This window comes from Clostridium tanneri (assembly GCF_033659955.1).
GTDB lineage: Bacteria > Bacillota > Clostridia > Clostridiales > Clostridiaceae > Clostridium_AM > Clostridium_AM tanneri.
This window is the reverse complement of sequence record NZ_JARUJP010000013.1, coordinates 43,728-56,801: the sequence shown is the minus strand read 5'-3', so window position 1 is coordinate 56,801 and position 13,074 is coordinate 43,728. Positions and strand designations below refer to the sequence as shown.

At 32.5% G+C, this 13,074-nt stretch carries 13 protein-coding genes and 1 riboswitch; all 13 genes read left to right on the top strand.

All coding sequences use genetic code 11. From position 1 onward, the window contains the following. Window positions 1–176: 176 nt before the first annotated feature. The 13 genes from ortA to P8V03_RS11900 all read left to right on the top strand — a co-directional run bounded on the left by ortA (window position 177) and on the right by P8V03_RS11900 (window position 13,040). Window positions 177–488, top strand: coding sequence for a 2-amino-4-oxopentanoate thiolase subunit OrtA (gene ortA / locus P8V03_RS11960; RefSeq protein ID WP_261671352.1), 312 nt, complete (start codon window positions 177–179; stop codon window positions 486–488). After that, window positions 488–1,909, top strand: a complete 1,422-nt coding sequence (gene ortB, locus P8V03_RS11955; RefSeq protein ID WP_261671351.1) for a 2-amino-4-oxopentanoate thiolase subunit OrtB — start codon at window positions 488–490, stop codon at window positions 1,907–1,909. The genes ortA and ortB overlap by 1 nt, the downstream gene beginning before the upstream one ends. Before the next feature lie 20 nt (window positions 1,910–1,929). Beyond that, complete coding sequence (locus P8V03_RS11950; protein ID WP_261671350.1) at window positions 1,930–3,279, top strand: APC family permease; 1,350 nt, start codon at window positions 1,930–1,932, stop codon at window positions 3,277–3,279. A 449-nt stretch (window positions 3,280–3,728) separates the two neighbouring features. Beyond that, the gene (locus P8V03_RS11945; protein WP_261671349.1) at window positions 3,729–4,520 is read left to right on the top strand and encodes an energy-coupling factor transporter transmembrane component T family protein; all 792 of its coding nucleotides are present in this window, start codon (window positions 3,729–3,731) and stop codon (window positions 4,518–4,520) included. Window positions 4,521–4,531: 11 nt separating this feature from the next. Beyond that, window positions 4,532–5,257, top strand: a complete 726-nt coding sequence (locus P8V03_RS11940) for an energy-coupling factor ABC transporter ATP-binding protein (protein WP_261671348.1) — start codon at window positions 4,532–4,534, stop codon at window positions 5,255–5,257. Between the two features lie 100 nt (window positions 5,258–5,357). Next, window positions 5,358–5,537, top strand: a riboswitch (cobalamin riboswitch). 183 nt (window positions 5,538–5,720) lie between these two features. Then, window positions 5,721–7,238, top strand: coding sequence for a cobyric acid synthase (locus P8V03_RS11935; RefSeq protein ID WP_261671347.1), 1,518 nt, complete (start codon window positions 5,721–5,723; stop codon window positions 7,236–7,238). Window positions 7,239–7,262: 24 nt separating this feature from the next. Then, on the top strand, window positions 7,263–8,237 hold the full coding sequence (cbiB, locus tag P8V03_RS11930; protein ID WP_261671346.1) for an adenosylcobinamide-phosphate synthase CbiB: 975 nt from the start codon (window positions 7,263–7,265) through the stop codon (window positions 8,235–8,237). 68 nt (window positions 8,238–8,305) lie between these two features. Then, a complete protein-coding gene (locus tag P8V03_RS11925; protein ID WP_261671345.1) occupies window positions 8,306–9,421 on the top strand; it encodes a pyridoxal phosphate-dependent aminotransferase in 1,116 nt (371 codons plus the stop codon). 58 nt (window positions 9,422–9,479) lie between these two features. Continuing rightward, the gene (locus P8V03_RS11920; protein ID WP_261671344.1) at window positions 9,480–10,199 is read left to right on the top strand and encodes an energy-coupling factor ABC transporter permease; all 720 of its coding nucleotides are present in this window, start codon (window positions 9,480–9,482) and stop codon (window positions 10,197–10,199) included. Window positions 10,200–10,203: 4 nt separating this feature from the next. Continuing rightward, window positions 10,204–10,500, top strand: a complete 297-nt coding sequence (locus P8V03_RS11915) for an energy-coupling factor ABC transporter substrate-binding protein (protein WP_318798277.1) — start codon at window positions 10,204–10,206, stop codon at window positions 10,498–10,500. Next, window positions 10,466–11,167, top strand: coding sequence for a CbiQ family ECF transporter T component (locus tag P8V03_RS11910; protein WP_261671342.1), 702 nt, complete (start codon window positions 10,466–10,468; stop codon window positions 11,165–11,167). The genes P8V03_RS11915 and P8V03_RS11910 overlap by 35 nt, the downstream gene beginning before the upstream one ends. Window positions 11,168–11,235: 68 nt before the next feature. Next, window positions 11,236–12,435 (top strand): glutamyl-tRNA reductase, encoded by a 1,200-nt coding sequence (gene hemA / locus P8V03_RS11905; RefSeq protein ID WP_318798276.1) that lies wholly within the window; start codon window positions 11,236–11,238, stop codon window positions 12,433–12,435. Further along, on the top strand, window positions 12,393–13,040 hold the full coding sequence (locus P8V03_RS11900) for an NAD(P)-dependent oxidoreductase (RefSeq protein WP_318798275.1): 648 nt from the start codon (window positions 12,393–12,395) through the stop codon (window positions 13,038–13,040). The genes hemA and P8V03_RS11900 overlap by 43 nt, the downstream gene beginning before the upstream one ends. Window positions 13,041–13,074 lie beyond the last annotated feature (34 nt).

Below are 13,074 nucleotides of genomic sequence, written 5' to 3'. Positions count from 1 at the left end.
AATCTAATAGAGTGTTATTAAAATACAAATACCGGAATAAATATATATGGTAATCCTCATATTTTTTTATAATATCATCATTGATTTTTAAATATTAAAAATATTCGAAAAATGTGCTATAATTATATTATTTCCAGCATGAGAGAAAACATTGATTAAAAGGGGGCATATGGAAAATGAATTTAAAAGCAATTAAGGGAGATTGGGTGCAAATTCACAGCATTGTATTAAAACCAGAAGAACGAACAGGAAAGATCCCAGAGGATACTAAAAAGGTTCCGCTAGAGATGTGGGTAAAGGGATTCTTAAATAGTGACTCAGAAGTAGGAGATAAGGTTTCTGTAATAACTTTGACAGGGAGAAGAGTAGAAGGTGAATTGGTAGAAGTCAATCCGAGATATATACACAATTTTGGAGAAGAATATGTTCCAGAACTTTTAGAAATTGACATGCAGATAAGAAACATTGTTAAGGCAGGTGAAATTTAATGACAATGGATAATAGTTATGAAGCAGTTATGTCAAGAAATAGTGAAATAATGAAAAAGGCTACAGGTATTGATTATTCTAAATATGAATCTGGCGGTATAGCTTTTGACTATGAGGGAATGATGCAGGATACTGGATACAGCCTTGAGGATATAATAAAGATTCAAAGGGAAGTGGGAGTAGGAAATACCCCTCTTTTAGAATTGAAAAATTTAACTTCCTTAGCAAGGAAAACTGCACCAAAGGGTAAAGGGGCAAGGATTTTTGTAAAAGATGAACAATGCAATCCATCTGGTAGTTTTAAAGACAGAAGGGCATCTATATCTGCCTACCAAGCTAAACAATTAGGATTTAAAGGGATAGCAGCAGCCACTAGCGGGAATTATGGAGCAGCAGTAGCATCACAGGCAGCTATGAGAAATCTAAACTGTATAATTGTCCAAGAGTGCTTTGACTCGAAGAAAACTGGACAACCAGAGATACTTGAAAAACAGAGAAAATGTGAATCCTTAGGTGCAGAAGTTGTTCAGCTTTCTGTAGGACCGGAGCTTTTCTATTCTTACCTTAGAGTTTTAGAGGAAACAGGATACTTTAATGCTTCACTTTATTCTACCTACGGTATAGCTGGAGTAGAGTCTTTAGGATATGAAATAGCAATGCAGTGTAGAGAACTTCTTGGACGAGATCCAGACTATGTTATAGCTACTCAAGCAGGAGGCGGCAATCTAACCGGCACTGCAAGAGGACTTATGAAAGCTGGAGCTGTAAATACAAAGATTTATGGAGCAAGCGTTGATCTTTCTGGTCTTCATATGGCATCAGATAAAGATTTTAATAGAAAGTCCTTTACTACCGGTCATACTGGTTTTGGTGTACCTTATGCCACTAATCCAGATCACTCAGATGTGCCTAGAAGTGCGGCAAGAACCTTAAGATATATGGATGAATTTTTAACAGTTAAACAGGGAGAAGTGTTCTACATCACAGAGGCTTTATCAGTTCTTGAGGGAATGGAAAGAGGACCTGCAGGAAACACATCACTAACTGCTGCCTTTGCATTAGCAAGGGAGTTGGATGAGAATGCAGTAATAGTGGTACAGGAAACAGAGTATACAGGAGCAGGAAAACATCCATTAGCTCAGCTTTCCTTTGCTAGGTCAAGGGGTATAGAGATAAAATTCGGAGATCCAGAAGAGGAAAAGCCAGGAGTAAATATTATACTTCCACAGCATCCATCTTTCATAAATACTAGATTTGAGGATATGAGTAAATTAAGAAAGTCATATATTAAGAATGCTGTTAAGCATGTTAATGCTTCAAGTGCAAATGAAAAGGATATTAGTTTTTTAATAGAGGATACTAGGTCCGATAGAAAATTTGTAATAGAAACCCTTAGGGAATTAGCTGTGGAAATAGTGTAAGTGTATTAGGGGGGGCTTATATGGAGAAAAAGGGTAATATGCCAGTTTTAAAGAGAGAAATTAAATTGGGGCAGGCAACAATGCTTGTAGTTGGTATAGTTATAGGAAGTGGTGTGTTTTTTAAACCAGCACAGGTTTTTAAAAATACAGGAGCACCTGGACTTGGAATATTAGCTTGGATAGTTGGGTGCCTAATAACTATGGCTGGGGCATTAACAATTGCAGAGATTGGCTCTGCTATACCTAAAACAGGAGGACTTTTCGCATACCTTAAAGACTTATATGGTGAAAAGTGGGCTTTTTTACTTGGTTGGGTACAGACCTTGATATACTATCCAGGAATTGATGCAGCACTTGCTGTTGTATTTGCAACACAATGTACTAGCTTTATAGATTTAACACCAGCACAGCAAAAGGGAATGGCTGTTGGCCTAATTATATTTTTGACTATAGTAAATCTAGTATCAACCAAGTTTGGTACTAAGTTTGCCGTTCTATTTACAATAGGCAAGCTAGTACCTATTGGTGTTATAATAGTATTTGGTTTACTTATGGGAAAGGTTCACAACTTTACGCCTATGTCCACTGAAGTGAGTACCGGCGCTGGATTTGGAGCTGCGCTGCTAGGAGTATTATTTGCTTATGAAGGTTGGATTGCCGTTGCTAATATGTCTGAAGAAATGAAAAATCCTGCAAAGGATTTACCAAAAGCTATAGTCTTTGGTCTTACAATCATAACAATTGCATATTTAGGGGTCAACTTAGCAATAATAAATACTATGCCGGCAGCGGATGTTGCAGTTTCCCAAAAAGCAGCTTCAGATGCAGCAGTTATACTTTTCGGACCAATAGGAGAAAAGCTTATTGCAGCAGGTATACTAATATCCATAACTGGGTGCATAAGTGCATTCATAATGACTGGGGCAAGAATTCCTTATGCTATGGCTGCAGACAACCTATTTGTATTTAAAAAGTTCTTTGGTAAGTTAACAGAAAAGGAAGCAATTCCTGCTAATGCCATAATATTTGAGTCAATATTGGCTTGCTTATATGCTTTATCAGGTTCTTACGATACATTAACGGATCTAGCTGTATTTGTTATGTGGTTGTTCTTTATCTTAGGAATATTTGGGGTGTTTGTACTAAGAAAAAATCATAAAGAGCTTATCAGTGAAGATTCTTATAAGGTTCCTTTTTATCCTATAGTACCGATAATTGGAGTAGCTGGGGCTCTCTATGTTGTGATTAGTACACTTATCACAGGAACTGAAAATGCTTTATTTGGTCTTGGGGTTACTTTAATAGGCTTACCTGTTTATATGTATATAAAAAATAAAGATACTAGTTCAAACAGTTCTGCTAGTGTATAATTATGCTAGTTAACAACTTTTTAACCTGACATTATTGGAGGAGTCAGAAGGATTAGATTGTATAATTTTTCTGACTCTTGAACTTTGCAACATTAAATAATATTTCGAGGTGATTAAATGATAGAAGCTATGATATTAATGTGCAGCATAGTGGCTGTGATATTAACTATAGTTGTGTTATTGGTCTTTTTTATAATATTTTTTCGAAAAAAATAACTATGGCGGGAATAAAAGGTTCTGTCCATAGTTTTTTTATTGTCTATTAAGGAATCGCAGGACAAATTAATTGCATTAATTGGAGATTTATGATATATTTTTAACATAAGCACATAAGAGTAATTTTTTTACAAAATATTAAATTCAGAAATTTATAAATTTTTACATAAATCGACATTGTATTTATCCATAAGAACGTTATAAGACTATGATGAAATGTGAAGGTGTATACTATGGAAGATTGGCTTTATAAAAAAGATGATTACATACCTAAGAAGGATAAAGATAGCTTTATAGATAAAAGCATAATGTCTATTATTCATATACTGTCTCTAATAAAGAGAAATGGTATAACTGGCAATGGTTTTGTATACAAGCTAAATCCTCTTATTAAGCTTATCTTTACAGTATTAAATATATTGTTAATAGCGTTATCTCAAGAGTTTACATATGTTTTAATTATTGATGCATATCTATTATTACTAGTTGCCTTATTAGATGTAAGAGAAATAAAGAAAATATTAGCTTTAAGTTTAATGGTGCCATTATTTACTATAGTAATGTTGACACCTTCTATAATAATGGGAAACGTTAGAAACAGTATTTTACTACTCTTTAAGGTTACAGGAACTATAATATCTATAAATCTGTTATCTTATACCACAAGATGGCATGATATCACTAAGTGTCTAAAGATTTTTTTTATACCAGATATATTTATATTAGTATTTGACATTACAATAAAATACATTTATATATTAGGTGAGTTTTCCCTTGAAATGTTTTATGCTTTAAAGCTGAGGTCTGTGGGGAGAAATAGCAGTAAATATTCTTCCTTAACTAAAATAATGGGTAACTTATTTTTAAAGTCAAAGGAGCTTGGAGATGAAATGTATTCTGCAATGGAATGTAGAGGTTTTACTGGAGAATACAAGGCTTATTCAAAATTTAGTTTTACTTTTAAAGATATTTTATACTCTTTTGTAAATGTATTAATAATAATGATGTATTTTTACTTTAAGTAGGATGTGAGAAAATGATTGAAGTTAAGAACAGTTGGTTTAAATACAAGGATATTGAAGTTTTGCGAGATATAAATGTAACCATTAAAGAAGGAGAATCAGTAGCGTTAATAGGTCCAAATGGTAGTGGAAAGTCAACTTTTTTAAAGTTGATAAATGGCATAATATTTCCAACTGAAGGAAAATATTATTTTAATGGAGAAGAAATAAACAGTAAGGTACTGGGAAATAACAATTTTTCAAAGGGTTTTCACAAAAAGGTTGGTTTTGTATTCCAAAACTCTGATGCTCAGCTTTTCTGTTCTAATGTTTATGAAGAAGTAGCCTTTGGATTAAGACAAATGGGTATGGATGAGAAAGAAGTGGAGAGAAGAGTTGGTGATTGTTTAAGACTTTTAGATATTGAGGATTTAAAGGATAGAGAGCCTTATAACTTAAGTGGTGGAGAAAAGAAAAGAGTAGCTATAGCTAGTGTACTTGCTTTAAATCCAGAGGTTTTAGTTTTGGACGAGCCTATGAATGGCATAGATCCAAAGGGAAAAAATTTTTTAAGAACCCTTTTGACTAGGTTAAATGAAAGCGGCAAGACCATAATATGTTCTACTCATGATTTTCAGTATGTAGAGGGAGTATTTAAAAGAGCATTGGTGTTTTCAGAAGATCATAAAATAATAAGAGACGATAACTATGAGGTAGTAATTAATGATACTGATTTTTTAGTTCAATATAATATAAAATAAATAGAGCTTGTAGTTTCTGCATTTGTAACTGATATGGAGTTAATGGATACCTTAGAAGCCATTGACATATAATGAAGCTTATAATAAACTAAAAGTGTAAAATAAAATAATTTATATAGGTGCCTTTTAAAAAAAGGTGAAAAGGGAATGCGGTTAGAATCCGCTACAGCCCCCGCTACTGTATTTGAGGACGAACCTTTGTTAAACCACTCTATTTAGAGGAAGGTAAAGGGGAGGAAGAATCATAAGTCAGGAGACCTGCCTAATATGTTTTATGGACTTTCGGAGGGAGAGTACTTTTAATATGATGTCTGGCTTTAGCCGGTTTTTCAGTGATGTTAAAAGCAGTAAACTTTCAGGGTTTACTGCTTTTATTTTTAGTAATACTAAAGTTTAACTATAAATAAATAGAACATAGAGTGGTATAAATGCTACATGGAAGTTTTATAAGGGGGAGATAGTCATGGCTAAGATAATGATACAAGGAACGGGATCATCAGTAGGAAAGAGTATATTAGTAACAGCACTTTGTAGAATATTTAAGCAGGATGGATATTCAGTTTGTCCTTTTAAATCACAAAATATGTCTTTAAATTCTTACATAACTTTAGATGGAAAAGAGATGGGACGTGCTCAGGTACTTCAAGCTTATGCTTCGGGACTTCAACCAGAGGCTTATATGAATCCTATACTTTTAAAACCTACTTCAGATAAAAAGTGTCAAATCATAGTTAATGGGAAGGTTTATGGTAACAGTACAGCTATGGAATATCACAACATGAAGTTAGAGTTTAGGGATATGCTTAAAGAACAGTTCGAAAAGATGGAAAAGGAATTTGACATAATTGTTATGGAAGGGGCAGGGAGTCCTGCAGAAATTAATCTAAGAGATAGAGACATTGTAAATATGGGAATGGCTGAACTTGTAGATGCTCCTGTGCTTTTGGCAGGAGATATTGATAAAGGAGGAGTATTTGCATCTCTTGCAGGAACTATGGTGCTTTTCACTGAAGATGAAGGAAAGAGGGTTAAAGGTACTATAATAAATAAGTTTAGGGGAGATGTGGAGATATTAAAACCAGGGCTTACTATGCTTGAGGACATAATAAAAGTGCCTTGTTTAGGTGTAGTCCCTTATTTTAATCTAGCTCTTGAAGATGAAGATGGTGCAGTACAATTTAATACTAAGGTTACAGCACCTATAGATATAGCTGTAATTAAACTTCCTCATATATCTAATTTCACAGATTTAGATGCCCTAAAAAGTGAAGCAGATGTCTCAGTGAGATTTATAAATTCCTTAGAAGAATTTGGTCACCCTGATTTACTAATAATTCCAGGAAGTAAGAATACTATTGAAGATCTACTTAAGTTAAGGGAGTGCGGTCTTGAGAGAGCTATTAAGGAATATAGCAAAACAGGTTTAGTAATGGGAATTTGCGGTGGGTATCAGATACTTGGAAAGCTCATAAAGGACCCTTATGGCGTTGAAACTGAGGTTAAGGAAGTAGAAGCTATGGGACTTTTAGATATAGAAACAATTTTTGAAGAAGAAAAGGTAACTACTAGAGTAAATGCTGAAAGTATAGAAGACTTCAATGTGTATAATGAGGATAATTCCATGGAAAATATAAAATTAAAAACCTATGGATATGAAATTCATATGGGAATATGCACCTATGGAAAGAATGCAAAGCCTCTATTTAGAATACTAGATAAAAATGGAGAAAAGGTTGAAATTCTTGACGGAGCAATTAATACAGACAGAAATATAATGGGAACTTATATACATGGAATTTTCGACGGAGTAGATTTTAGAGAATATATGTTAAATAGAATTAGAGTGAAAAAGGGAATGAAAACAAAAAAATCCGGTACCTATGAGAGTCTTAGGGAATTAGAACTAGATAAACTGGCAGATATCGTAAGGGCTAATATAGATATGAACAAAATTTATGAAATTATGAACATAAAAAAATAATTTAAAAAGGTTGGAGGGAACGGTTTGATTACATCTTTTTTTATCACTAATACAATAGCTATATTTTTAGCAGTTATACTTGACTGGATAATAGGAGATCCCTATTGGTTCCCTCATCCTGTTATATATATAGGAAAGCTTATATCCTTCTTAGAAAAGAGGGGAAGAAAGTTTTGTAAAACAAATAAAGGAATTAAGTTTTTTGGAGGATTGATAGTAGTCATTGTAGCATCCATAAGCTTTATGATTCCATTTATATTATTAAAGTTAATAGGGGATATTACTTGGCTATATATTATTATAAATACAGTTATAATATGGACAACTTTAGCTGCTAAGTGCCTAGCACAGGAAGCTAAAAAGGTTTACTATGCATTAAAGGATAACAATTTAGGAGATGCCAGAGTAAAGCTATCATATATAGTGGGAAGGGATACAACAGAACTTAGTGATAAAGAGATAATAAGAGCAGATGTAGAAACGGTAGCAGAAAATGCTGCAGATGGAGTAATAGCACCATTATTTTATGCCATTATAGGTGGAGCACCACTGGCTATGATGTATAAGGGCATTAACACTATGGATTCAATGCTTGGTTATATGAATGAAAAATATAGACATATAGGCTTTTTTCCAGCTAAGGTAGATGATGTTTTTAATTTTATACCTGCTAGAATTACTGGTTTTCTTATATGCGTAGTTGCTTTTGTGGTAAAAGGAAATATGGTGGAAAGCTTTAAGATAATGATTAGAGACAGAAAAAATCATAAAAGTCCTAATTGTGCTTATCCGGAAGGGGCAGCTGCAGGAGCTATGAAAGTACAGCTCGGTGGCACCAACGTGTATTTTGGGGAAGTGGTCTATAAGCCTACCATTGGAGATAAGATAAAGGAGTTAAGCTTTGAACATATAAATGACTCTGTAAAACTTATGTATGCAGCAGAAACTCTGATGATGATTTTATATGCAGCTGTAGTTTTAACTACTATCAGCTCATAAACTATCTGTTGTTAGAAAATAAAAGAAGCTGATATTAGTTCAAAATAAGAGTATAGGAGGTGATAACAGTGGAGCATGGAGGAGATGTATACACAGAGGGAATATTAAAGGGAATAGAGCTTTTAGATTTTAGCTCAAATATTAACCCTTTAGGAATACCTAAAAGCTTTAAGGAACATGTAAATGAAGCCTTGGAAAGTATGGAGAGATATCCTGATATAAAGTATAGAGAGTTAAGAAAATCCTTAAAGGAGTATATAAAATTTAGTGAAAGTTATTTTATATCTCAACATAAGGAAAGTACATATGGTCTTGGTAGCGGACTGCAGATAAGTGAGGATAATATAGTTCTTGGAAATGGTGCTGCAGAAATTATAGATCTAGTTATAAGCTGCTTCAGTAAAGTATGCATACCTATACCTTCCTTTATAGAGTATGAAAAAAGTGCAGCAAAATGGGGCTGTAGTATTGCATATTCTCTTATGAAGGAGGATATGACTTATAATTATGAAGATATATTAGAAAAATTAAAGGAATCAGAGGCTTTAATTATAGCAAACCCCAATAATCCTAATGGAATGGTATTGGATAAGGAAGTGTTTAAATCTATATTGGATTACTGCGAGAAGAATTGTAAGGTAGTTGTCATAGATGAGGCCTTCATTGAGTTTACTGGAAAAAGAGGTTTTAGCTTTTTAAAGGAAGTAGAAAAATATAGCTGTTTATTTATAATAAGGGCTTTAACGAAATTTTATGCTATGCCAGGAGTAAGATTTGGATATGGTATAACTAAAAATATGACTTTAATAAATAAAATACAAGATAAACAAAATCCATGGAATATAAACTGTTTTGCAGAATTAGCAGTAAAATATGTTTTAAAAGATAAGGGATATATAGAAAAGTCTATAGAATGGATTGATAAGGAAAGGCAGTTTATGCTCTGTAACCTTGAAAAAGTAAGTTTTATAGAAAAGGTGTATAACAGCTACAGCAATTTTATACTTTGTAAATTAAAAAACACAAACTGCCATGAGCTATATGAGCTTTGTTTAGAAAAGGAAATTGCAATAAGAAAATGCAATAACTTTAAAGGTTTAAACGAAAACTACATAAGACTAGCAGTTAAAGATAGAAAAAGTAATGAAAGAGTTTTAGAGGTTTTAAACTCCTTGAATCTTTAAGGGCTAAAATGAAAATCCTAGAAAACTACAAATAAGAAAGTTTACGGAGGAATATATTATGAAAAAAAGATATAGTTTGCTCATGGTAATGGCCTTAGTATTAAGCCTTTCGCCAAGGGTTTACGCGATGCATATATCGGAAGGATTCCTGCCTCCTATATGGTGTGGTGTATATTTTCTGTTATCGCTACCTTTCGTAGTAATTGGACTAAAGCATATTAGAGTAAAAACAGAAAAAAGTAAGGATTTAAAAATGCTTTTAGGTCTTGTTGCTGCTTATGTATTTGTTTTATCTGCCACAAAATTACCTTCTGTTACAGGAAGCTCTTCCCATCCAACAGGTACAGGCTTTGGAGCCATATTATTTGGACCTTTTGTTATGGCTGTTATATCCGTAGTTGTGCTTTTGTTTCAGGCCATATTTTTAGCACATGGAGGAATAACAACATTAGGAGCAAATGTATTTTCTATGGGAATAGTTGGACCTATAGTTTCTTACTTAGTCTTTACAGTAACTAAGAAGAAAAATAAGAAGGCAGCGGTGTTCTTAGCAGCGATGCTTGGTGATTTGGCAACTTATATAACTACAGCAATTCAACTAGGGCTAGCTTTTCCAGCTAGTAATGGGGGATTCCTAACTTCCTTTACCAAATTTATTTCCATATTTGGAATAACTCAAATACCTCTTGCTATAATAGAGGGTATTTTAACAGTTGTAATATTTAAATTCATTGAAAATTATGCAGCTAAAGAAATAAGTGATTTAAGAGAGGTGTAAGGTGTTGAAAAGGAAAAGTATAAGTATAGGAATTGTCTTTGTAGCTTTACTAGTGATGTTATTTATAGCAGGTTCAATTGGAAGTAAAGCTCTTGAGGGCACAGATGACCAGGCGCAAGCTGCAGTAGCACATTTAGATGAGAATTACAAACCTTGGTTTAACAGTGTATGGGAACCATCATCAGATAAAGTTGAAGAGGCTATATTTGCACTTCAAGCAGGGATAGGTATAACTTTTATAATATATTATTTAGGAAGAAAAAAACATGCTAAAACTAATAATGGCACTATCAAGAATTAATAAAATTTCAAAGATACATCCAGTGGAAAAAATACTTTTAAGTATATTTCCAATAATAGTTATAGGATTTTGTCAAAGGGCTATTCCTATTATTGGAAATATAATGGTTTTTATAATACTTCACTTAATATGTGAAAACAATAAAAAGATAGTTGTGAAATTTACTTTAGGGATAACAATTTTTGCTGCAATTTCATCCATTACTTTTGTTTTTGATTATGGATTGAACTACTCTGTAATTATTTTGTTAAAAAGTTTATCAGCGGGACTGTGTTTATCATTTTTTTCTTTAACTACAGCTATAGATGATGTGCTGCTTATTCTTTCTAAAAATAATTACCTTAGAGATATATGTGACATAGCAAAGAGTATGGAAAGATTTATATTACTAATCGATGAAGAGTGGAGAATTCTATATAATTCTATCAAGTCTAGAGGTGGATTTGACGGAGTAAAGTTAAAGATTGAGAATACTGGAAAGATGACAGGTTTGTTATTTATAAATACAATGCACAGATGGAAGAATATAAAAGATGGTATAGACAGTAGAGGGTACAAAGGATACATGCCCTATTTAAACAAAGATTTCAATTTTTCTTATCTAAGATTTGGAGGTATATGTATTTATCTGTTAGGGTTATCTACACTTATATATATTAATATTTAATTCTGCATAATAAGTTTTTTATCCTAAAGTTAAAGTTTTAATTTCAAGTATAATTAGGGGTTGGTAGTATGATACAGCTTATAGCACTAAAGAATGACATAGGAATTGAAATAAGAGAGAAATTTTCTGTAATACAAAAGCGATGCGAAAGTTCATTGAAAAAATTGTCTCAAATATGTGAAGAAGTAGTTATGATAAGTACCTGTAATAGAACAGAAATATACTTCAATTCTTCCTATGACGATTTGAGTATAATAGAAAAGATATTTGAAACTTTAAACTGGGATAAAAGTTTAATGAAATATATTTGCCACCATAAGGAGGAAAAGGCTGTTAGACATCTTATGGACGTAGTTTGTGGGTTTGATTCTCTAATATTAGGAGAAGATCAAATATTGGCTCAGGTAAAAGAAGCTTATGAAACTGCTAGAACAGCAAAAACAGTACATAAGGAACTTCAGAAACTTTTTCTTACTGCAATAACCTGTGGAAAAGAGTTTAGAACGAAATCCAATCTATATAAGATACCAGTATCATCTTCTTCAATAGCAGTTAGTGAAAGTAGAAAAAAAGCAATGAATAGATTTATGATATTAGGTTTTGGTGAGGTAGGGAAGCTAACTGCAAAGTATATAATGTCCGGTAACTTTGAGGTTTTATATATAGCAGTTAGGGATATTAGTATGGTAAATATAGAGGATAGCAGAGTTAAGGTGATACCTTTTGAAAAACGATTAAAGTATTATGAAGATGTAAATTGTATAATATCCTGTACTTCAGCACCTCATACTGTAATAAAGAAAGATGATTTGCCTAACAATAGGAATATGCTTTTATTTGATTTAGCAGTACCGAGAGATTTAGATAGAGATGTGTGTGACTTAAAAAATGTTCAGGTTTATGATATTGACACAGTAAGCCTTATGGACGATAACAACAGAAAATTGAGAAAAGACATAATGAAAGAAAATAGACTTATACTAGAGAAATATATAAAGGAATTTGAACAGTGGCAAAGTTTGCAGAGTATTTCTCAGGAAATAGTGAAATTAAAACAAGCAGGAGAACGGGTATATAAAGAAAGATACAAAACCTTTAGAAACAAAAAGGATACAAAAGACACTGATAAATTAGCGGAAGTACTACTAAAGAGTACATCTGACGCCTTTATAAATAAGGCTATAGAGGTATTAAAAGAAGAACAATTGAAGGGACGTGTCAGTGATTGTATGAAAATAATACAGAGGATATTTTATGTAGTGGAATAGAATATACCTTTCTTTCTCTAATATCTGATAAAGTGAAGGTTCTCATAGTAGGTGGAGGAAGAGCAGCTTTAATAAAAGCTAAAACCTTTTTAAAAAAAGGATGTAATGTTTCTGTAGTGGCAAAGGATTTTATAGAAGAATTTATAGAGTTGAAAAATAAAGAAAATATAACTCTTATAGAAGGAGAATATAACAGCAATCACATAGATAAAAATCATTTAATAATAATTGCAACGAACTGTGCAAGTTTAAATGATGAAATAAGAAAGGATTGCGATAAGGTTTATAAATTATACATAGACTGCAGTAGTCCCAAAGATGGATTATGCATAACCCCTTGTCAAAGGAGTTCTAAGAATATCTCCTTTGGAATTCACACTAAAGCAGGAAGTCCTAAAACATCAGTTTATGTAGCAAATAAGGTTGAAAAGTATTTAGAGGACTTTGATAATTTTATAGAATTTACAGCTTGTATAAGAAATAGGATGAAAAATAGCAGTAACAAAAAAGAAATAATGGATTTTATATGCAGTGATGATTTCTACTTTTTCTGTGAAAGAGGAAAGGAAAGAGAGATTTTCAGCATGTTTTATGATTTAGACTAATTCTTACTCTAAGTAATATAAATGGGATGGTGAT

Bases quoted from the DNA above. Each gene is read 5' to 3' on its own strand.
- ortA (WP_261671352.1), top strand. From the start codon at position 177: ATGAATTTAAAAGCAATTAAGGGAGATTGGGTGCAAATTCACAGCATT.
- ortB (WP_261671351.1), top strand. From the start codon at position 488: ATGACAATGGATAATAGTTATGAAGCAGTTATGTCAAGAAATAGTGAA.
- P8V03_RS11950 (WP_261671350.1), top strand. From the start codon at position 1,930: ATGGAGAAAAAGGGTAATATGCCAGTTTTAAAGAGAGAAATTAAATTG.
- P8V03_RS11945 (WP_261671349.1), top strand. From the start codon at position 3,729: ATGGAAGATTGGCTTTATAAAAAAGATGATTACATACCTAAGAAGGAT.
- P8V03_RS11940 (WP_261671348.1), top strand. From the start codon at position 4,532: ATGATTGAAGTTAAGAACAGTTGGTTTAAATACAAGGATATTGAAGTT.
- P8V03_RS11935 (WP_261671347.1), top strand. From the start codon at position 5,721: ATGGCTAAGATAATGATACAAGGAACGGGATCATCAGTAGGAAAGAGT.
- P8V03_RS11920 (WP_261671344.1), top strand. From the start codon at position 9,480: ATGAAAAAAAGATATAGTTTGCTCATGGTAATGGCCTTAGTATTAAGC.
- P8V03_RS11910 (WP_261671342.1), top strand. From the start codon at position 10,466: ATGCTAAAACTAATAATGGCACTATCAAGAATTAATAAAATTTCAAAG.
- hemA (WP_318798276.1), top strand. From the start codon at position 11,236: ATGATACAGCTTATAGCACTAAAGAATGACATAGGAATTGAAATAAGA.